The organism is Rhizobium sp. MHM7A (assembly GCF_005862215.1).
Lineage (GTDB): Bacteria > Pseudomonadota > Alphaproteobacteria > Rhizobiales > Rhizobiaceae > Rhizobium > Rhizobium bangladeshense.
This window is the reverse complement of the sequence record NZ_VCHT01000002.1, coordinates 786,501-805,275: the sequence shown is the minus strand read 5'-3', so window position 1 is coordinate 805,275 and position 18,775 is coordinate 786,501. Positions and strand designations below refer to the sequence as shown.

At 61.2% G+C, this 18,775-nt stretch carries 19 protein-coding genes and 2 pseudogenes; 7 read left to right on the top strand and 14 right to left on the bottom strand.

The features are described 5' to 3' along the window. The first annotated feature begins 248 nt into the window (after positions 1-248). Positions 249-932 carry a GntR family transcriptional regulator gene (locus tag FFR93_RS12220; protein ID WP_064712751.1) on the top strand — a complete coding sequence of 228 codons (684 nt, stop codon included), beginning with the start codon at positions 249-251 and terminating at the stop codon, positions 930-932. A gap of 7 nt (positions 933-939) precedes the next feature. On the opposite strand, the gene FFR93_RS12215 is transcribed toward FFR93_RS12220, so the two are convergent. After that, positions 940-1,335: a hypothetical protein gene (locus FFR93_RS12215; RefSeq protein ID WP_064712752.1), complete on the bottom strand. Its 396-nt coding sequence runs from the start codon at positions 1,333-1,335 to the stop codon at positions 940-942. A 234-nt stretch (positions 1,336-1,569) separates the two neighbouring features. Here FFR93_RS12215 and FFR93_RS41405 point away from each other — a divergent pair. Then, positions 1,570-1,677: pseudogene (locus FFR93_RS41405) on the top strand (SAM-dependent methyltransferase); the annotation flags it as partial. Positions 1,678-1,846: 169 nt separating this feature from the next. Here FFR93_RS41405 and FFR93_RS12205 read toward each other — a convergent pair. The 5 genes from FFR93_RS12205 to FFR93_RS12185 form a co-directional block, all read right to left on the bottom strand. Beyond that, positions 1,847-2,065 carry a hypothetical protein gene (locus tag FFR93_RS12205; RefSeq protein WP_064712753.1) on the bottom strand — a complete coding sequence of 73 codons (219 nt, stop codon included), beginning with the start codon at positions 2,063-2,065 and terminating at the stop codon, positions 1,847-1,849. A gap of 26 nt (positions 2,066-2,091) precedes the next feature. Beyond that, positions 2,092-4,020, bottom strand: a complete 1,929-nt coding sequence (locus FFR93_RS12200) for a hypothetical protein (RefSeq protein WP_064712754.1) — start codon at positions 4,018-4,020, stop codon at positions 2,092-2,094. Between the two features lie 283 nt (positions 4,021-4,303). Next, the gene (locus tag FFR93_RS12195; protein WP_008535048.1) at positions 4,304-4,651 is read right to left on the bottom strand and encodes a hypothetical protein; all 348 of its coding nucleotides are present in this window, start codon (positions 4,649-4,651) and stop codon (positions 4,304-4,306) included. Positions 4,652-4,755: 104 nt separating this feature from the next. After that, on the bottom strand, positions 4,756-6,060 hold the full coding sequence (locus FFR93_RS12190; protein WP_138393400.1) for an extensin family protein: 1,305 nt from the start codon (positions 6,058-6,060) through the stop codon (positions 4,756-4,758). Positions 6,061-6,211: 151 nt separating this feature from the next. After that, a complete protein-coding gene (locus FFR93_RS12185; RefSeq protein WP_138393399.1) occupies positions 6,212-8,032 on the bottom strand; it encodes a methyl-accepting chemotaxis protein in 1,821 nt (606 codons plus the stop codon). A gap of 308 nt (positions 8,033-8,340) precedes the next feature. Here FFR93_RS12185 and FFR93_RS12180 point away from each other — a divergent pair, with 308 nt between their 5' ends. After that, complete coding sequence (locus FFR93_RS12180; RefSeq protein WP_138393398.1) at positions 8,341-8,727, top strand: acyl-CoA thioesterase; 387 nt, start codon at positions 8,341-8,343, stop codon at positions 8,725-8,727. A 26-nt stretch (positions 8,728-8,753) separates the two neighbouring features. Beyond that, entirely contained in the window at positions 8,754-9,341 is a 588-nt protein-coding gene (locus FFR93_RS12175) for a hypothetical protein (protein WP_064705338.1), read from the top strand. 164 nt (positions 9,342-9,505) lie between these two features. On the opposite strand, the gene FFR93_RS12170 is transcribed toward FFR93_RS12175, so the two are convergent. The 6 genes from FFR93_RS12170 to FFR93_RS12130 all read right to left on the bottom strand — a co-directional run bounded on the left by FFR93_RS12170 (position 9,506) and on the right by FFR93_RS12130 (position 16,089). Next, complete coding sequence (locus FFR93_RS12170) at positions 9,506-10,678, bottom strand: DUF1501 domain-containing protein (RefSeq protein WP_138393397.1); 1,173 nt, start codon at positions 10,676-10,678, stop codon at positions 9,506-9,508. Between the two features lie 10 nt (positions 10,679-10,688). Next, on the bottom strand, positions 10,689-12,200 hold the full coding sequence (locus FFR93_RS12165) for a DUF1800 domain-containing protein (protein ID WP_138393396.1): 1,512 nt from the start codon (positions 12,198-12,200) through the stop codon (positions 10,689-10,691). A gap of 398 nt (positions 12,201-12,598) precedes the next feature. Continuing rightward, positions 12,599-13,399 carry a class I SAM-dependent methyltransferase gene (locus tag FFR93_RS12155; RefSeq protein WP_064712758.1) on the bottom strand — a complete coding sequence of 267 codons (801 nt, stop codon included), beginning with the start codon at positions 13,397-13,399 and terminating at the stop codon, positions 12,599-12,601. Between the two features lie 381 nt (positions 13,400-13,780). Beyond that, positions 13,781-14,158 carry a response regulator gene (locus FFR93_RS12145; RefSeq protein ID WP_064705342.1) on the bottom strand — a complete coding sequence of 126 codons (378 nt, stop codon included), beginning with the start codon at positions 14,156-14,158 and terminating at the stop codon, positions 13,781-13,783. A 138-nt stretch (positions 14,159-14,296) separates the two neighbouring features. Beyond that, positions 14,297-14,857, bottom strand: coding sequence for an NADH-quinone oxidoreductase subunit B (locus FFR93_RS12140; protein ID WP_064705343.1), 561 nt, complete (start codon positions 14,855-14,857; stop codon positions 14,297-14,299). A gap of 443 nt (positions 14,858-15,300) precedes the next feature. After that, positions 15,301-16,089, bottom strand: coding sequence for a DUF899 domain-containing protein (locus FFR93_RS12130; RefSeq protein ID WP_138393394.1), 789 nt, complete (start codon positions 16,087-16,089; stop codon positions 15,301-15,303). A 282-nt stretch (positions 16,090-16,371) separates the two neighbouring features. Between FFR93_RS12130 and FFR93_RS12125 the strand changes: the two genes are divergently transcribed. Both FFR93_RS12125 and FFR93_RS12120 read left to right on the top strand, forming a co-directional pair. After that, positions 16,372-17,142 (top strand): adenylate/guanylate cyclase domain-containing protein, encoded by a 771-nt coding sequence (locus FFR93_RS12125; RefSeq protein WP_138393393.1) that lies wholly within the window; start codon positions 16,372-16,374, stop codon positions 17,140-17,142. Between the two features lie 28 nt (positions 17,143-17,170). After that, positions 17,171-17,596 (top strand): DUF805 domain-containing protein, encoded by a 426-nt coding sequence (locus tag FFR93_RS12120; protein ID WP_138393392.1) that lies wholly within the window; start codon positions 17,171-17,173, stop codon positions 17,594-17,596. A 147-nt stretch (positions 17,597-17,743) separates the two neighbouring features. Here the strand turns inward: FFR93_RS12120 and FFR93_RS12115 are convergent, their stop codons facing one another. Then, positions 17,744-18,085 carry a membrane lipoprotein lipid attachment site-containing protein gene (locus FFR93_RS12115; protein WP_138393391.1) on the bottom strand — a complete coding sequence of 114 codons (342 nt, stop codon included), beginning with the start codon at positions 18,083-18,085 and terminating at the stop codon, positions 17,744-17,746. 167 nt (positions 18,086-18,252) lie between these two features. On the opposite strand from FFR93_RS12115, the pseudogene FFR93_RS12110 reads away from it, so the two are divergent. Then, positions 18,253-18,336 (top strand): annotated as a pseudogene (locus tag FFR93_RS12110) (GFA family protein); the annotation flags it as partial. Between the two features lie 48 nt (positions 18,337-18,384). Here FFR93_RS12110 and FFR93_RS41400 read toward each other — a convergent pair. After that, positions 18,385-18,762: a hypothetical protein gene (locus FFR93_RS41400; protein WP_138393390.1), complete on the bottom strand. Its 378-nt coding sequence runs from the start codon at positions 18,760-18,762 to the stop codon at positions 18,385-18,387. Positions 18,763-18,775 lie beyond the last annotated feature (13 nt).

Here is an 18,775-nt window from a genome sequence, read left to right as displayed (position 1 = left end):
TTGTGATCGATGACATCGTGTTGGAAGCGTTCATCGTAGACGCAAGACTTCGAGAGCCTGCTTCCGCATTCTAATTCGGCTCTGTGGTGGAACCGCGTATACAAAACTACCCCGACAGAGGATTTTTGTATTCCCATACTACACAATGTCAATTATTGGATACGTAACACCTTCGTGATATGGATAACGCATACAATCGTGACGTTCCAGCTTAAAGTTGCATACAGCAAGAGGTGTGGAGATCAGCAATGGCGAATGGTTTCGAAACCGAGGATGACGATGATCGTGCCCTCCTCTCCGACCGCATCCGCAATGCGCTGACCGACGAAATTGCCGCGGGGACGCTCGTGGCAGGTGCGGCGCTCGACGAACAGCAGCTCGCCGACCGTTTCGGCGCCTCCCGCACCCCGGTGCGCGAAGCGCTGCGCCAGCTTGCGGCCGGAGGACTCGTCGAGCTTCGCGCCCGCCGCGGCGGCGTGGTGACCAGGATGACGCCGGAGCGCATCATGGATATGTTCGAGACTGTGGCCGAGATCGAAGCCGTCTGCGTCCGCCTCGCCACCTACCGCATGACGCCGCTGGAACGCAGCCGCCTTATCGAACTGCACGAGCTCTCCCGCCCGATCGTCGAGTCCGGCGATTTCGACGCCTATGACAGCTTCAACCGCCAGTTCCACCAAACCATCTATCACGCCACCCACAATGGTTTTCTAGCCGAACAGGCGATCACCATCCGCAACCGCCTGAACGCCTTCCGCCGCACGCAGCTGCGACAAGGCGAGCGGCTGAGCCGCTCCCGCGACGAACACGAAGCCATCATGCAGGCGATCGCCGAAGGCGATGGCGAAATGGCCTCGCGGCGCATGCGCGCGCACATGCTTAACGCCGCCACCTCGCTTAGCCGTTTCATCGAGGCCAACAAGCCGGCATGACTATCCCTCAGGGAATCGGGCAATGGTATTTGTAATGAGCCATCGTGGTCATCAGCTCGTCGCCGGTCGCCTCGCGCATGCCGGGATTTTCCTCCAGGAAGGTGCACAGCGTATTACCGACTGCTTCCGCCGTGGTTCCCTCGGGAATACAGACGTTGATGCCGACGGCGATCGCAAAATGCGCCGAGTTCACCATCCTGCTGGGCTTGGGAGGGGCCTCGGCAAAAATGCGCCGGGCGAGAAACTCGTCACTATTCCATTTGTCCAGCCAACCCGCTGCATAACCCACAACGAACTCCCGGGACCCGCGGCAGTCGGAATAGAGAGCCTCACCGCCGGACAATCCGGCGGGAATCTTTGCTGAAGCCGTTGCCAACAAGGTGGCGATAAGAATGCCCGACATCACGTCTCCCCAAGTCTCAATGACGCGGAGCTTCGATCGGGAAAGTGTCGGAATTTAGCTTCAAACGTGTTATCTTTGGCGCCGCGTGCATAAGTAGAATTGAGCGGCGATTGGTGTGGCTTGCGAGCCCTTTGAGTGACGCCGTATGGTAAAGATGTCTCCCGCCTTCTCCCTTCATTCCTTTTGCTGGTCACCGGAATGAGGGAAGACAGGTTTGACTTTGCCCTGCACCGCGATCGCATACTCGACGTAGACTGCGGGCCCGGCTGGTTCTCGGCGGCAACGGCAGGTCTGCTGCCTCAGGAACTGCAGCTGACGCTTGCCGCCCTTTCATCCGGCATGGCTCGCCCGCTTCCGCGAAGCGATTGCCGATACCTTTCGGCAAGGCGACGGCGCTGTCGAGGTCAGCAGGCAAACCGGGCTGTTGATTAGCCGGAAGACGGCCTAATCGGCCCGCTGACGTTTCCAGCGACGATCGCCACTTGAATGCCATCGGGCAAGGACGATGGCCTTAGCCGTCGTAATGGCCTGAAAGAGCTGCCTCCGTCGACTTCACGACCACCGCGACATTGACGCCCTTGGTGACGACTGCGCCGGTCGCGCGGAGATCGGCTACCGTTTGAAGCCCGCCGGATTTCGGAGCAGCAAGAGGTTGAACGGTCCTGCTGTCGAGATCCGCCACCCAAAGATCATCTTCGCCCTCAATGCTGATAACGACCACTCTAGCCATGCTTTCCCCCTTCCAGTGATTGATACTTAAAATCCTGCTTTCTTCAGACCTTCACGATAAAGATCTTTATGCCATTGCTCTTTACTCGGAACGGACGACAGCCACTTATCCACATCGAAGTCCGGATTGGCTTCGCGAAATCTGCGCACGAACACCCGCGCTTTGTCCTGGCGGCCCAACATTGCGCAGCTTGCGGCTGACAGCCTGTCCGCCAGGCTGGGGTCCGCCATCTGGCTGATGTAATCCAGCGAAGCTTCGAATTCGCCAAGGGCGTAGTTTGCCCCCGCCGCGGTCCAGAAGTAGGTGTCGGGAGCGAGCGGGTTCAACTCTATCGCCCGCTCGATTTTTTTGAGAGCCATGGCCGGGAGCGAGCAATGAACCAGCGTATCCGCATAGTCGGCAATCACGTCGGCATAGTGCGGCGCAAGGTTCTCCGCCACTTCCATTGCCTCAGCGCTTTCATCGAACGCACCCTGCAAAAGCTTGGCCACGCCGAACTCGCGATACCCGTCGGCGAAGTCCGACCGCTTTTCGATCGCCTGCCTCGACGAGTTTTCCGCGGTTTTCAGCAATTCGATATCGCCTCGGGCGGTCAGCAGCCACTCCTTGGAATAGGTCCGCGCCACGGAGCTCAGCGCTGGCGCGAAATCGGGGCTGACGCTAAGCGCGGCTTTCATTTCCTTGCGCGCGCGCCTGAGGTTCGGAAGGGTCAGCCGCGCCAGATGCCGCCGGCCGACGAGGTAGCGATGATAAGCGACCGGGTTCAGATCTTCCCGAAGCGCTTCATGGCGCTCGATTTCGCTCGACACCGAAAGCGCGATCTGTCGGGCAACGGCTCTCCTGTCCTTCAATAGTTCCATGTGATCGAGACTGAATCTCTCGGCCCAGAGAATCTGGTTCTGGTCGAAAAAAATCAGCTGCGCGAACAAGGTCACCTCGTCGCCCACATTGCTGATCCGCGTGTCTAATATGTAGTTGACCCGCTGGCGTTCGAAGAAGGCCTTCTGCGTCTCCGTATGATGGCCGATCTGAACGGCCGAGTGCGGCGCTATGACTTGCAGACTGTTGAAGGCGCAGAAACCAATGGTGATGTCTTCCACCAGGGATGCGGCGAGAAAACCCGCCTCGGGCCGGCTTGATTGATTCCTCGGAAGAAGCAGCACCAGGCGCGGGATTTCGAGCCGGGTCGTTTCGGCTTCCAGGGAAAGGCCGGCTTCAAGCCTTTCTTTCGGAGGCGCTGCGGGATGCAGGGATCGTCCGTCATTGCCAACCGAGCCATCGCGCACTGCGATTCCGCGCAGAATGGAATTATGCCGTTTCTCGAAATGGTTCCGAAGGAGCTCGACCTCTTCCTCCGCCTGGAAGATCGGTATGAGCATCTTCAGCGTCTCCGGATCCTTAGGTTCCGTCTGAAACAGGATAACCGCCGCATTCTTCAGGAGTTCGGATTCCTTGCGCGAGCGCGCCAGCCCGGATGCTGCTCTCAACGTATGGACGAGAATCTCGATATGGCTGCTTTCCCGCTCCGCGAGCCAGCGTTGAAACTCGCGGCTATGGCAGTTGACGGGCCCCAAGAAGGGCTGGTTCATGAGCCTCACGACATGCTCCAGCCGAAGGAGCGGCTCGGCGTCCGCCTCCTTGCCTGGCAGCAGAAGATCGGAAGAAAGAGAGCTCCGCTCCAGCGAGACAAGATTGCCATGCAGCGAAATCAGAGCCACGCCGAGCTCGGCCTGACGGGCATTGATCCTCGAAATCACCTTTCGCAAGGTCGAAAGCGCCACGCCCTTGTCAGCCTCGCCCCAGAGGAAACGAGCCAAGGTCGATCGATCCGCTGACCCTTGATCGGCGGTCAACAAATAGGCAAGAAGCAGAAGCCCCTTCTCCGGGAAGGCGACCACGTTTCCGCCTCGGTCGACAAGCTGCAAGCTGCCGAAAGTCTTCAGAACGAAAGTCATTTTGCGTTTAAGTCACCACGTGATGCAATACGCGTGAAACCGGATGCGCGATCTGCAACAAAAGAAGACGCCAAGTCTATGCGGCCGGCACTCTGTCTTAACCTCCTCAGAAATTCAACAAACTTGTGCCGTGCAAACCTTGCCTTATCTCCAACTGAAGTTTCCGATGTCCGTCGCCGTCCGCTTTAGCGGCCCCCGCAGATGGAGCGCCGCTGCCTTCGTCTAGGCTCGCAGGTGGAGAAACGGCCCCGCCATCTCGCCAGTCGCGGCGACCGAGCGACCCTCAGACCTTCTCTTTCTTCCTGGTCTTTTCCTTGGGTTCCACCGGCGCATCGGGCGTCGGCGCCAAAAGCTTGCGCAGCGATGCGATCTTGTCCTTTACCAGCGGCCGGAAGCGCGTCGCACGATAGGGCATATCGGCCGCGCCGTAGCCCTCCGGCCCGTCATCGTTGCCGCGATGAATCTCCGCGAGCTTCACGCCGATGAAGGTGCCGTCGACATAATGCGTATATTCGCCGACCCAGCGGATCGTGTAGATCTCGCCCTTGCGGATGAGCTGGTCGATGCTGACATGCTTGAAAGTATCGTTGATGCAGACGACCTTCTGGCCGACATGGAACTCATAGCTCATGGATCAAACTCGCTAACGGCAATTCGCCTCGCCGCTCTATAGCGCGCCCAGGCGCCGGGATGAACCCCTTTCTGGAGTTGGCGGGCTTGCTCGGACGACCTGGGTCAGTTGCAATAGACCCTGCCGCTCTTGCGGGAGCGCAGGTCGAAGTGGAAATGGTTCCAGTGTTCCGGGTTGCTGCCCGGTCCGAGCACCGTGTTGAAATAGCGGCAGCTGTCGCTGCGAACGGCTTTCAAGAGCCGGCCCTCGCGGAAGGAGAAGAGCCCCTTCTTGCGCACGTCGATCGCGTGCCCGTTCTTCAGCACGAATTTGCCGACATCGATGGCGTTGCCGCGGGCATGTTCCGACATCGGATTATATCTCTGCCGGCTGTTGTTCATACGACGGCAGGAATAGCCACCCAGCGGCTGGATCGTCCTGATGCCGCTCCAGTAGCGATAGCGGGCTGACGGCGCCAGCTCGTTCTTCACCCATTTTGCGAAGGCAAGCGTCACCTGGCAGTTCAGCGTCACCGCCGGCTTCACGCCGATATTGCCGGAAAGCCCCTTTAGCGACACCGGATAAGGCACCTGGCAGGCCGGCCCTTGCGAGATCGGCGGCTTCTCATCGAAGAGCACGCCCATGCGCTTCAGCTCGCGTCGGCAGGCGAGCTCGGAAGCCGGCATGACGCTCGGGTCAACAGGTGCTGCGGGCTGGCTCATCATCGGATTGTTCGGCCGGAGCATCGCCATTTCCTCGGCCTCGTCCTCTTCAGGAACACGGGTCGGGGCCACGACGGGGCTGCCATCACTCCAGGTCGGCGCCCGGCTCATCTGCGCTTGTGCTGCCGGCAGCGGAATCGCCTGCGGCGCGGGCTGGTTCAGCTGGGTCGGTGTGTCGGTGCCGATGCCGTCGACGACGGGCTCGGTGGCGTTGCCTTCGGCGATTTGCTGTTGTTGCTCCTGCGCCAAACCGACGACCGGCTCGGCCCCGAGCTCGTCATCCATGTTGACGCCGCCGGAGGGGATGGCAAGGTTCTGCGTGCCGCCCCAATTCTCGGTCTGCTGGCCTGCCGCCATCGCTTCGTCGCTGTCGATCATCGGCAGCCGGCCGGACCGCCTGCCCGGCGCGGCGCGCGCAGCTTGGCCACTTCCGGCAAGGTTCGGCGTATCGAGATAATCAACGGATCCCTGGCTGCTGCCGACAGGCGCACCGGAAACGGGATAGGAGGCCTGACTCTCCACCGGCGGCATGCGCACTGCAGGCGCCATACGCGCGGCCGGCGCCCGCGCCGGCGAGATCGAACTGACCCTGGTGCCGTTGTCGACATTGGCCGGCGGCGTGAGCCCGTCACTGATCGAACAGGTCGTCAGCGCCGCCGAGAGCAGCACGGGCAGGAAGGCTCGCCGAGGAAAGGAAACAAACGCCATACTCTTATCGCTTCCGTAGGCCGGCCGCAGAGTGACCGAAAAAACTCGGTCCAATTTTAGTTAAAAACGGTGAATGAAAACTTACCGGCACAATCTGAAGGCGACGAAAATGAAAAAGGCCGGTCGCCCGGCCTCTGATTTCTGCTGCTTCTCACGCTGCCCGTGTGTATCTGGCCTCTGCCGGCCGCCCCGCCTCGCGCAAGCGGAAATTCGAAAGCAGCGCCTTCAGCTGGGTGCTTTCGTCGGCGAGCGTGCGGCTGGCCGCGGTCGTCTCCTCGACCATTGCCGCATTCTGCTGCGTCATCTGGTCCATGTGATTGACGGAGCTATTGATTTCGTTCAGTCCGGTTGACTGCTCGCGCGCCGCCGTCGCGATCGAGGAGACGTGATCGTTGACCTGGTTGACCAGCGCCTCGATCTCCAGCAGCGCGTCACCCGTCGAGCGCACCAGCGCAACCCCGCCCTCCACTTCGGCCGCCGAACTGCTGATCAGCGCCTTGATCTCCTTGGCCGCATTGGCGGAACGCTGGGCGAGTTCGCGCACTTCCTGGGCGACGACGGCAAAGCCGCGGCCCGCCTCGCCGGCTCGCGCAGCCTCGACGCCGGCGTTCAGCGCCAGAAGGTTCGTCTGGAAGGCAATCTCGTCGATGACGGAGATGATCTGGTTGATGCGGCTCGAGGACTCCTCGATCCGGCCCATCGCGGTCACGGCGTTGCGGACGATTTCGCCGGAGCGGCCGGCGCTCGCCTTGGTCTCGGCCACCATCTCGCGCGCCTCGTTGGCCCGCTCGGATGCGGTCTTTACCGTTGCGGTGATCTCGTCGAGCGCAGCCGCCGTCTCTTCGAGTGCCGCCGCCTGCTGTTCCGTGCGCTTCGACAGATTCCCCGTCGCCTCGCTGATGTGGGACGCGCTGTCGTTGACGACACGGCTTGATTCGGCGATCGCATGGATGACGCCGTTCAGCGCATCGACGGCGGCGTTGAAGTCGCTCCTGAGCTTGGCGTAGTCCTCGCCGATATCGCCGATCGAAACCGTCAGGTCGCCACCCGCCAGCTTTTCCAGGCCGACGCCGAGCGCTTGCATGGCATGGCTCTGCCGATCGGAGACGGAGCGCAGGCTCGCCTCGTTGCCGCGGCGCTCTTCTTCGATCTGCTGCTGTCTCTCGTCTTCCCGCGCGCGCAACGCACTGCGCTCGTCGACAGAGTCACGCAGCACCAGCAGCACCTTGGCCATCTGCCCGACCTCGTCGCGATACTCGCTTCCGGCAATCTCTACCGATGCCTCTTCGGCGGCAATCGCATGCATCGCTTTTTTCAGCCGGGCAATCGGCGCCGTCACGCTGCGCACGATGGCGAAGGCGATCGCGATTGTCGCTGCGGCGCCGATCAGGCAAGCCATAGCGGCCCAGATCACATTGTGACGATAGAGCGCTGCGAGGTCGTCCCCATAGACACCAGTTCCGACGATCCAGCCCCACGGCTCGAAACCGGCGACATAGGAATATTTCAGCACCGGCTCGTCAGCGCCCGGCTTCGGCCAGTAATAATCGACGAAGCCTTTGCCGTCCTTCTTCACCTTGTTGACGAACTCGACGAACAGGAACTTGCCTGTGGGGTCCTTCATCTGGGAGATATCAGTGCCGTTCAGCGCCGGCTTGATCGGGTGCATCACCATCTTGGGATGCATGTCGTTTATCCAGAAATAGCCGTCGGCGCCGTAGCGCATGGCGCCGATCACGTCCTTGGCGGCCGCCTGCGCCTGCTCGCGGGTCATCGTGCCCGCCTGTTCCATCTTGTAATATTTGTCGAAGATGCCGAGCGCCGTCGCATCCAACTGCGCCAGCCCTGCCTTCCGCTCCTCTTCCAGCTCCGAATAAGAGTAGTTCAGAAAGAAGACCATCGTCGCCGCCAGCACGGCAAGGCTAAATCCGACGAGGCAATAAAGGCGGGTAGAAATCTTGACGTTGCGCATGAGGTTCCCGGCGATTCTATAAGTGAGATCAGCCCCATTCTGCACCACCTGAATTACTGGAGCGTAAAGCTTAATTAGCTACCACTAAAATACCACTCGATTGAAGGGTGATTGTATATTAACCGACTGAAATTGAACAAAATTCGGATCGAGCCCGATACCACATTTCTTCAGCCGCTCCTTATTCCAGCTTGCCAAACAAAGTGATGCTCCTGCCTCTGCCGTCTTTTACAGCCTCCAACCTTTCCACTAGGGTGCTCATCAATGAATCGCCCGCCCTATGACAAACCCTAGATGGAGAGCCCTTGATGACCGACGCTGCCAAGCCGAGAGGCGAACTGACTTTGCGCACGCTCGCCATGCCAGGCGATGCCAATCCGGCCGGTGATATTTTCGGCGGCTGGGTCATGGCGCAGATGGACCTTGCATCGGGCATCCGCGCAGCCGAGCGAGCCAAGGGCCGAGTCGTCACCGCCGCCGTCAAGGAGATGGCCTTCGAGCTGCCGGTCAAGATCGGCGATACGCTGTCGGTTTACACCTATATCGAGCGTGTCGGCCGCACCTCCATCACGCTGATTGTGGAAGCATGGGCGCATCGCGCGCGTTATGCCAAGATGGAAAAGGTAACCGCCGGCACTTTCATCATGGTGGCATTGGATGAAGAGGGTAAACCCAAAGCAGTCCCTGCGGAGTGACAAACCTGAAGCCCAAGGGATAGAGGATGGAAACGGTCAGCTCTCCGGAGGTCTTCCTTCACATCAAGGTGGTGATGGGCATGGTCATCAGCCTCTCCCTTGCGAGGCTGCTCACCGGCGTTGCGGGCATTGTCCAGCATCCGGCCAAGGCGCGCGTCTATGCGGTCCACCTTGGCTGGGCGCTGTCCCTGTTCCTCTTCATCATCCATATCTGGTGGTGGGAGTACCGCCTGCAAGCTGTGCCCGCCATCGGCTTCGGCATCTATCTCTTCCTCATCTGCTTCTGCAGCCTGTTCTTCCTGCTCTGCGCCCTGCTCTTCCCGGCGAGTCTCGATGAATATGGCGGCTACGAGGAATATTTCTTTTCGCGGCGCAGATGGTTCTTCAGCATCCTCGGCCTGATCTATGCCGTCGATATTCTCGACACCGCGATCAAAGGGCCGGAGCGCATCCTCTCGCTCGGCTGGGAATATCCCGCCCGCAATATGATCTACATCCTCCTCTGCGCCATCGCCGCCTATACCGCCAACCGCCGCTTTCACACGACCTTCCTCATAGCGAACCTGCTCTATCAGGTCAGCTTCATCTTCCGCCTTTATGATGTATTGGAGTGAGGAGCGGTCGGGCGAAGCCCGAGCAATCGATCCAGTGAATCGATTGCAGCGACGAACGTCCTGAGCCCAAGCGAAGGACTGGGCAGCGGCAGAGCAGCACGATCTCTCCTCCCTCATGCCTGTGCTTGTCACAGCCATGAGGGAGGAGAGGCTAGCGTCACCCCTCACACCTTTAAAAACTGTGACCCCTTATCAAATCCCAACCCGGGAAAAATCTTCCCCGTCAGATCATCCACACCGACATCGAACTGCCGATAAAGCATCGCCGCCGCCACCTCGCGCACGTCGGCGGTCGGCATCAGGTCACGGTCGTCGAGCAATTGCCCGTCGCCGAGCCCCGGCCACTTGCCGAGGATGCGGCCACCGTTGATCGAGCCGCCTGCTATTAGCGCGCAGCCGCCGGTACCGTGGTCGGTGCCGCCGGAACCGTTCTGGCGGACGGTGCGGCCGAATTCTGTCATGGCGAGCACCACGGACTTACCCCAGACATCCGGCCCGAGCACCGTCTTCAACGTATTGATCGCCTGGGCGAGATCCTGCGCCGGCCGCTTGAACTGGCCGGCCTGGCCAATATGCGTGTCCCAGCCCGTGATCGAGAAACTGGCGATGCGGTAGTCGCCCTTCAGCATCTTGGCTGCGAGCGCAGCGACATCGGCGATCTTTTCCCCATGCTGGCCATCCGGCTCGATCATCATCGAGGCGGTGTCGGCCCGCGTCGCCTCGGCAAGGGCTTCGGCGAAGGGCGGATCGCCGGCATAGAGCCGCGCCAGAAACTGCATCTCGTCACGCGCCGGCGCCATGTTGGAATCCGACGCCCAGACGTCGACATTGTTCGGTCCGGAGAGAATGAGCTCCGTCGATGTATTAACATCAATGGCCTTGCGGGCCTCCGACCGCGGAATGACGGCGAGCGCCCGGTTCAGCCAGCCGGTCTTTTCCTCGGCAACATGTTCGCCGCCGGATTCCAGCATGTCCTGCCCGTCGAAATGGCTGCGCTGGTCGCGATAGGGCGTGGAGACCGCATTTACGAAGGCGAGCTCTCTGCTCTTCCAAAGCGGCATCAGTTCGGCGGCGGCGGGATTGAGGCCGAAATGCCCGTCCAGATCGAGAAGCCCGGTATCCGGCGTCAGTGCTAGGGTCGGCCTGAGCGCTGCAAAACCGGAATCGCCGTAAGGCTGCACCAGGTCGAGCCCGTCCATCGCGCCGCGCAGCACGATGGTGACGAAACGACTATCGCCCGGCATTGCCGCGAAAGTGACGGGCGTGAAGACGGGGGCAGCGGCAAGACAGCAGGCCGACGTCAGAAAGCCGCGGCGGGAAAGCAAAATCCGGTTCATGGCGAGCCTCCTATCGGCGGTTGAATTCCGGCGATGCCAGCACCAGCGTCAGGCCGCTGATCTTGTTCGGAGCCTGCGACACCACGCGCATCGTCTCGTCGCGCGCGGCATCGGCAAGCGTCGATCTCAGGAACGCGCGCGGATCGTCATCGCCGCCGAACTGCGCCGCAGCCCGCCTCGCCCAAGCCAGGCGTTCGGCGATCTGGCCGCCGGTGATCCAGGCGGAAAAGCCTTCCTCGAAACCGGCCGGGCTCGGCGGCTGCCAGGTCGGCTGCCCCATGTGCCTCAGCGCCCCTTGTCCCAACGCCCGCGCCGTCCGAAAGGACTTGAGCCGCTTCTCCCTCGCCTCGCCAGCAGGATCCGTCGTCACCGGCGACCCCGCCAGGCCAGGCGTATTCGCCGCCATGTCGCCCTTATCTGTGCCCTGCTGGTTGGCCGCCAGGAAGCTGCCGACGACACCGTTGACCGGGCCCGCATTCAGTGCCCTCAGACCCGCGACGACATAGTCGAACGGCTGGCGCGCCTTGGCGCCTTCGTTCTGCCAGGCAGCGGGATGGTCGAGCATGGCGGTGTAGACGGCGGTGAGATCGCCATCCGTCTTCTTCCAGGCCGCTTCCATATCCGAGACCATCCGCTCGTCGGGCTGATCGGAGACGAAGTGAATTGCGAGCTTGCGGCTGATATGCGCCGCTGTCTTCGGATGGACCGAAAGGTCGTCGAGCATGTCGAGATAATCGTCGCGCGAGCGCCGGCGCCCACCGTAGCTGACACCAAGCACCTCATGCGCACCGGGTTCGGAAATATTCGGCCGGAAGGCGATCTCCATCTCCTTACGGTCGATTGTGAGCCCCGTGAGCACCATGGCCGCAGCGGTGACATCCGCCTGTGTGTAGGCGCTGCCGGCGCCTAGCGTGTGCAGTTCCAGGAGTTCGCGGCCGAGATTTTCGTTCAGCCCCTTGTTGCGCTTGATGCCGCCAGCCGACTCGGGCCCGAGCGAATCCGCCTGGTCGAGATAGATCAACATGGCGGGATGCGCGATGGCGCTGCGCAGGAGATCGCCGAACCTGCCCGATATGAACGGCCGGATCGCCTCGGCCTCGTAGAGCGGCACGATAAGGCGCATCGGCAGGCTCTTGCTGGCGCTGGTGGAGAAATGATCGGTCCAGAAGGTCGAGAGCCGTTCGTAAAAGCCGTAGGGCGAAAGCACCGCCTGCATCAGCCGCAGATTCACATCGTGCTGGAACTGCTGCTGCGCCTGGCGCTGCACGGCTTTGCGCATCTCGCGCCGCGTCGGATCGTCCGTTACCGTCTTGGCATCTTCCCGCATCTGCTTCAACTGCGCCTGCAGGCTTAGGATCGCCCGGTGGCGCATGTCGGGGCCGCCGAGCGGAAAATCCGGTGTCGCCGACGCCCCTTTGGACAGCTGCCCGATCAGCTCATCCTTGCTTCGGGGCGCCGCCTCCCCCGGTCGAAAACCATAGCCGAACCGGATCGCCGCCATCGTCGGGAAAGAGAGGCTCATAGCCGATCACTCCTGATCACTTGATGGTGACAGGCTGACAGCCGATTGCGACGGCAATCTGTGGGAAATGCGGCGATATCGCGACATGGACGATTTGTAATTTACTGAAAAGGTTCAGTTTTATCGCTGAAGACGGAGGATGCTCGATTGCTGAGGTCCAACCCTTCCGGCTCTAGGCCGCCAAAATGGTGCAGAGTTAGAAGCCACGACAGCAATTCGAAAAGAAAGGCCGGCAACACCTGCCGCCAGCCTCTTTGACCGCCGGTAGAGCTAGATCCGCATGAAACGCGCCGATGGCGAGCGGCACCGGCCCCGGCGCATAGACCCGGAGCGGCGCAACGGGCACGGCGATCAGCGCGACCATAACAATCGCCCGCTCTTGGCCTTGGCGCACCTGACTAAATCACTTTGCCCCGGCACGCCCACGCCACCGACGCGAACGACCGCGGCCCATCGGGCTCGCCGGCCTCGTAAGCCGACCTGACGGCAGCATCAACCGCCCTGCGCTTCGTTGGCTCCAGCCCTGCCACATACCTGCCGAGCGGACCCTCGCCGGCTGCGATCGGTTCCCAATAGTCGTCGAAGGAATGATATTCCATCCGCACCAGGAGCGAGGTTTCCTCGACATCGGAAAGGCCCTGCGCGACGAAGGTCCGTTTCATTTCCCCCGGCCGCATCATCGGCTGGAAACAATATCTGCGGCGCAGCGGCAGCGCGTCGTCGTCGAGCATGACGGCCGTATCCCACATCATCCGCATGCCCGACATACCGCCGTAATGGTCCCAGACGGCGGCGGCGACCACGCCGCCGGGTCGGACGACGCGGGCCATCTCGGACACCGCCTTGCCCGTCTCCGGCACGAAGTGCAGCACCAGCAGCGACATCGCCCTGTCGAAACGGTCGTTCTCGAAAGGCAAGGCGCAGGCGTCCGCCTGTTGGATTGATATGCGTGGATCGGTATTGGCCCGCTTCGCCGCCTCGACGAAAACAGGCGAATAATCGATGGCGGCGATCTCCCGCGGGCCGGGTGTTTGCGCAAGCGTAAAAGCCAGGCTGCCGGTGCCGCAGCCGACATCGAGCACGCGATCGCCATCCTCCAGCCCAGTAAACTCGATGAGCATCGGAGCCAGCTTCCGGCTCCACCGGCCCATCAACCGCTCATAACCATCCGCACTTTCGACATGGAAACTCGACGGCATGGAAGCCTCCCCAAGGACGATGGCTCATTATGGACCCGCCGTCGGCGGCCGCAAGCGGATAGTCGCTGTCGGCTGCCGGATCTTTCCCTCCCTCATCCTCGGCCCCGCGCCGAGGATATGCCGCCCGTCAACTGCCGGGAGCGCGTCATGCACGTCGTCTACCCAGCAGCCGCCACCTGTCGCCCCTGGTCAAGGCCTTCATCGAACTGGCCACTACGTGGCTGAACGCGGGACCAGGCCTCGCAGTGGTATTGCGATAAATCCGCACCACTTCCTTCACTGAACGAGAAACTCCGGTCCGGTGCTCCGCGACGTCAGCTTGAGCCGACGACTTTGAGGTTGACTTGTCGGCCAGACGCTTGGTCCTTGCCACCCAAAGGGTCAGAAGACAGCGTTCTTGCCTTCGTAATCTCTACGCAGGGACTGCGCTCGCGAAAGCGCGCTGGCGATCCTCTCGTCGGTGAAGGGCTTGGCGATCACATCGAGAGCGCCTTCGATGCCGTTTCCGACGCTTTCCGGACTGCCGGTGACGAAGATCACGTCGACGCCGTGGCGATCGATCAGCCGGCGCGCGAGCTGCGCGCCGCTCAAACCGTCGGCAAGGCCGAGATCGACCAGTGCGACATCGCTTCTCTGAGCATAGGCGAGCGCCTGCTCGATTGTCGAAACCGGCCCGACAGTCTGGTGGCCAGCATCCTGCGCGATGCGCTCGAGTTCCATGGCAATGATGTTCTCGTCTTCAACGATCAGGACTTTCATGGATCTTCCTCCTCCCATGGGCAAGCGGGCCGCCGGGCACACCGACGGCAACCGCTACAACGCAACTTGCCCTCGAAAGTTTCCGAGGTAAAAGGAATGCGTGTCGAAATGATAACTGATTTCCTCGTGTCATCGGCGCTACCGTTCGATGCTGCCATTGCGCCGGATCTTCCGTTGCAGGAGCAGGATGCCATAGAGCAGCGCTTCGGCCGTCGGCGGACAGCCGGGAACATAGATGTCGACCGGCACCACGCGGTCGCAGCCGCGCACGACGGAATAGGAATAATGGTAGTAGCCGCCGCCATTGGCGCAGGAGCCCATGGAGATGACGTAGCGCGGTTCCGGCATCTGGTCATAGACCTTGCGCAGCGCAGGCGCCATCTTGTTGCACAGTGTGCCCGCGACGATCATCAGGTCCGACTGCCTTGGGCTTCCGCGCGGGGCGACGCCGAAGCGCTCGACATCGTAGCGCGGCATGGACATCTGCATCATTTCGATGGCGCAGCAGGCAAGGCCGAAGGTCATCCACATCAGCGAGCCCGTGCGCGCCCAGGTGATGAGTTCGTCGGTGCTGGTGACGAGAAAACCCTTGTCGGCAAGCTCGGCATTGATGGTGCCCATCATCGGGTCGCCCTGCCACTGTTCGCCCGGGAACTGAAAATTGCCGGGCGTCGGCTGCGGTTGCGTGAAGCGCGGCATCGTCTTCTCCTGTGAGCCGACCTCAAACACAGTCCAGACGACAAAGTTCCAGCGGCGGCCGCCTGGTACGATAACGGACTCGCGTTTCCTGGTATGTGTTCTAGGATGCGGCGCTCACGGTGAAGGGATCGCCCCACCAGATCTAGTCCTTGTCCAGGAACCAGTTGATGGCGGCGTCGCTCCGGCGTCGGGAAAGCGGCAGTTTCCGAACGGAATGAATGCGGCTGATCCCTCCCTCGCCAGCCGCAGCGCCTTTTCGGCATGCGCCGCGCGAGGCGCGGGAAGCAACATCAAAACAACGCGTGCAGTCTGGTCATCAGCCCCTCAGCGTTGCCGGGCACTATGCATGGTCAGTGGCCGGCAAGGCAACCGGAGCCATTTCAGATCCGCTGACCTCTCTCCATCGTCACGCCAACTCTCCAGTCCAGCACGCTCGGCTAGGTTCAGGATCGCGCCTTTGCGCTTTCCTCCCGGAACGCCGCCTCGCCGGCATCGGAGACCTCGACCCACTTCTTGTCGGGCTCGGCGTCGGCAACGTAACTGTCGTGCCAGTTCCACCATTTGTAGGTAGCCGTCTGCGGATAGCCCGCAGGCGAATCTTCCCAGACTTCCTGGCGTCCGAGCGGCGTGATGTCGAGATAGTTCCAGGTGCCGCCCATCTGCTCGTCGCCTCGGTTGTTGACGAAATAGGTGCGGAAGATGCGCTCGCCGTCGCGGTAGAAGACATTCGTGCCGTGCCATTCGTCGACACCGAAATCCTTATCGAAATCGTCGGTGATTGTCACCCACGGCATCGTCCAGCCCATCTGCTCCTTCAGCCTCGCTATGTCGGCTTGCGGCGCGCGGGAGGCGAAGACCAGAGTCGTATCGCGGGCGTTGAGATGGGCGACATGGGCGACCTGATCGGCCACCATCGAGCAACCGCGGCAGGCATGCTCCGGCCAGCCGAAGACCCCAGGTTCGAAAAAGGCGCGATAGACGATAAGCTGGTGACGGCCTTCGAACAGGTCGTGAAGGCTGAGCCTGCCCTGCGGCGCTTCGAAAGCATATTGCCTTTCGACAGCCATCCACGGCATCCGCCGCCGCTCGGCGGCGAGCGCGTCGCGGGCACGTGTATGCGCCTTTTCTTTCGCGAGAAGCTGCCTGTGAGCCGCGTCCCAAGCCTCCTGCGACACGACAGGCGGCCTCTGCATGGCCTGTCCGCTCTTTCCATTCCCGGCAGTTGCAGTCATCGCTTGAATCTCCTCATTGGCGCGAGTTCCCGCGCCTCCTGTTCGAAAGCCGATGCATCGTGCATCGGTCCGACATAGTTTCGCATCGGACATCGAACAGTGGGAGTAACAACTGTGTCTGTTATCCCACGGCCAACGCAGTTGGTCCGTAGGCCAACGCACTTGGTCCGTAGGCCGACGCAACGGCTCCGCCCGTGGCTATGAAACCTCCTCAACCAACACAACAGTTGCCAAAACCTACTTAGTGACGGAAGATTCACCACGGCCATTGGATCGTGCGACATGACGACAGAATCCACCTTCTCAGAGCAGGCAAGACACGGCAGCGCCAGGATCTGCCGCGGCTGTTGGGATCAGATGCATATGCCGATCCCGATCGGCGGGCCGCTCGCGCTCCCCTTCCGCGCCCTCGGCATCACCCGCAGCAAGATGAACCCCGATATCTGCACGATCTGCGAGCGCTCCTTCCAATATGTGAAGAAGCAGCGCCAGATCACCGTCGACGCCACTATCCTGTTCGCCGACATAAGGGGCTTTACCGATCTTTCGGAACGCATCGAGGCAGTGCGCTTGAGCGAAATCGTCAGCCTGTTCCAGGATCGCTGCGCCCAGGCGATCTGGGCGCACGACGGCATTGTCAACAAGCAGATGGGCGACGGCCTGATGGCGATCTTCAATTTCCCGATCATCCGCAAGGATCACGCCAGTGCGGCGATCGGCGCCGCCAGGGAGATCCAGCGGAACTGCGCTGCGGCGCTAGGCGGGCTGGCGCTTGACTCCCTGCCAGGCCGCACCCTGGGCGTCGGCGTCGGCATCCATTCCGGCGAGGTCCAGATCGGCGAATTCTCGAGCTTCCGCAGCGATTTCACCGCGATCGGCGGCGTCGTCAACCAGGCCGCAAGGCTCGAATCCCAGGCGGCTGCCGGCGAGATTCTGATCTCGGCCGAAACAGCCGCGAAGGCTCCCGAACTCGCGGCAGACGCCGAAACGCGAATGCTGACGCTGAAGGGCATCGAACAGCCGGTGCAGGCAAGCGTTCTGGTCAAGCGCTGAGTGACGGCGATCGCGGCCTTCTCAAAGGATCATCCCGCCGCCGATCGGCGTAGCATTGATCTTCGTCTTCAGGAAACCGCCGGGCGGGCCTAACCGCTTCGGCGGCCTGCCACAGGCCATGGGTTTCGGCCAGGCGATTGGAAGCTATTTCAAGAACTACGTGAATTTCAGCGGCAGAGCGGGCCGATCGGAATTCTGGTACCCGACGCTCTTCGTCTTTCTCGTCGCCATCGTTTTGTATGTCGTGGATCGGAGCGGAACCTTGAACCTGATCTGGTGGCTGGCTACGTTTCTTCCGTCGATCGCCATGGCCGCCCGACGCCTTCACGACAGCAACCGCAGCGGATGGTGGCAGCTTCTTGCACTGTTATTTCCCATTGGATCGGTTGTCGTCCTCGCATGGTACTGCAGGGCGTCGACAGTGGAGGACTCCAGAGAAGCCGTCTTCGCTTAAGCAAATGTGAGAATGGATCTCGCGGGCAAAAGCGCTGCCTTCGCTGACACGGCCTATCCGTTGCGCAGACTGCGGAATGCGCAGTCCGCTTCCAACGCCAAGCATTTCCTGAGCGTAGACCGGTGCCCTGACTCGATCTCAATGCAATCAGCCGGGCAGCTTGCAGCCCTTGCTCATGCCGGCGGACTGCATAGCCGAGACCTTGCCTTTGGACGCTGCAATTTCCCCTTCCTTGTCTCCGCCGGCGACGCTGCCGATTGGAACGCCGACGAGGAAGACGCCGAACGCATCGCCGTTCGCTGCGCTGATCTGCTGCTTGGAGAGATCGTCGAGCTTGGCCTTCTCTTTCTTGAGCTCGACGGCGAGCGCCTCGCAGCTGAGGTTGGTATAGGCGGCCATCGGTATATCAACCTGTACGATGGCGTCAGGACGTTTGGCGCAGCCGGCCAGTGCCGCGACCGCCACGAGTACAATAATGATCTTTTTCATGAATGGTCCCCAGTTCCCGCGGCAGCTGTAACATTGCCGCCCGCATTGCGGGAGATCAGTAAGCCTTCAACCACAGACTTTTATCCGCGGGGCATGCATTGCCGGAGATGGATCAAGGCTGCGGACCATGCTTTTAAGGAATCGATGGCTCGCGCGCCCTAAGCTCGCTGCCGATCGACCATTTCGATGGATTGGACACGTCCAGTGATATTCCTTCCGACGGCCGCTGTGTGAGGGATCGCTGGTTTTGACGGCGCCCGGACGGTAGCTGGCGAGGCCGGCAAATGTCCCGCGTCTGCCTAGTACTTCATGTTCCGCAGTTCCGGAAAATCATAGTACCGCAGTCGCTTATCGTGGCAGCGATCATCGTTCCTTCTTAGGTACAGTATCATGTCGTGTTGCAAGCCCAGGCCGATATAGGACCAGTTCGGGTTGCTGCGTTCCGTCGTGCGCGTGCAATAGGCATATATCTGCTTTTCCGGATTAAGCAGAACCACGCTGGAAATCTCGGCCTTTACGAAGTTCCCCGGCTTAATCGTTCCCCGCAGAGCGTCGACGTACTCGTGTCGGACGGAGCTGGACGGCGGGCGCTGCGAATCTGCTACTGATTGCGGTGCCGGAGCTTGGCAGCCCGCCAGAGCCATCAGGGCAGCGTAAGCAAGGGATCTAAACTTCATTCAGTTGATCTCG

Bases quoted from the DNA above. Each gene is read 5' to 3' on its own strand.
- FFR93_RS12125 (WP_138393393.1), top strand. From the start codon at position 16,372: ATGACGACAGAATCCACCTTCTCAGAGCAGGCAAGACACGGCAGCGCC.
- FFR93_RS12190 (WP_138393400.1), bottom strand. From the start codon at position 6,060: ATGGCGTTTGTTTCCTTTCCTCGGCGAGCCTTCCTGCCCGTGCTGCTC.
- FFR93_RS12200 (WP_064712754.1), bottom strand. From the start codon at position 4,020: ATGACTTTCGTTCTGAAGACTTTCGGCAGCTTGCAGCTTGTCGACCGA.
- FFR93_RS12145 (WP_064705342.1), bottom strand. From the start codon at position 14,158: ATGAAAGTCCTGATCGTTGAAGACGAGAACATCATTGCCATGGAACTC.
- FFR93_RS12140 (WP_064705343.1), bottom strand. From the start codon at position 14,857: ATGCCGCGCTTCACGCAACCGCAGCCGACGCCCGGCAATTTTCAGTTC.
- FFR93_RS12195 (WP_008535048.1), bottom strand. From the start codon at position 4,651: ATGAGCTATGAGTTCCATGTCGGCCAGAAGGTCGTCTGCATCAACGAT.
- FFR93_RS12205 (WP_064712753.1), bottom strand. From the start codon at position 2,065: ATGGCTAGAGTGGTCGTTATCAGCATTGAGGGCGAAGATGATCTTTGG.
- FFR93_RS12180 (WP_138393398.1), top strand. From the start codon at position 8,341: ATGACCGACGCTGCCAAGCCGAGAGGCGAACTGACTTTGCGCACGCTC.
- FFR93_RS12165 (WP_138393396.1), bottom strand. From the start codon at position 12,200: ATGAGCCTCTCTTTCCCGACGATGGCGGCGATCCGGTTCGGCTATGGT.
- FFR93_RS12130 (WP_138393394.1), bottom strand. From the start codon at position 16,089: ATGACTGCAACTGCCGGGAATGGAAAGAGCGGACAGGCCATGCAGAGG.
- FFR93_RS41400 (WP_138393390.1), bottom strand. From the start codon at position 18,762: ATGAAGTTTAGATCCCTTGCTTACGCTGCCCTGATGGCTCTGGCGGGC.
- FFR93_RS12175 (WP_064705338.1), top strand. From the start codon at position 8,754: ATGGAAACGGTCAGCTCTCCGGAGGTCTTCCTTCACATCAAGGTGGTG.
- FFR93_RS12155 (WP_064712758.1), bottom strand. From the start codon at position 13,399: ATGCCGTCGAGTTTCCATGTCGAAAGTGCGGATGGTTATGAGCGGTTG.
- FFR93_RS12115 (WP_138393391.1), bottom strand. From the start codon at position 18,085: ATGAAAAAGATCATTATTGTACTCGTGGCGGTCGCGGCACTGGCCGGC.
- FFR93_RS12215 (WP_064712752.1), bottom strand. From the start codon at position 1,335: ATGTCGGGCATTCTTATCGCCACCTTGTTGGCAACGGCTTCAGCAAAG.
- FFR93_RS12170 (WP_138393397.1), bottom strand. From the start codon at position 10,678: ATGAACCGGATTTTGCTTTCCCGCCGCGGCTTTCTGACGTCGGCCTGC.
- FFR93_RS12220 (WP_064712751.1), top strand. From the start codon at position 249: ATGGCGAATGGTTTCGAAACCGAGGATGACGATGATCGTGCCCTCCTC.
- FFR93_RS12185 (WP_138393399.1), bottom strand. From the start codon at position 8,032: ATGCGCAACGTCAAGATTTCTACCCGCCTTTATTGCCTCGTCGGATTT.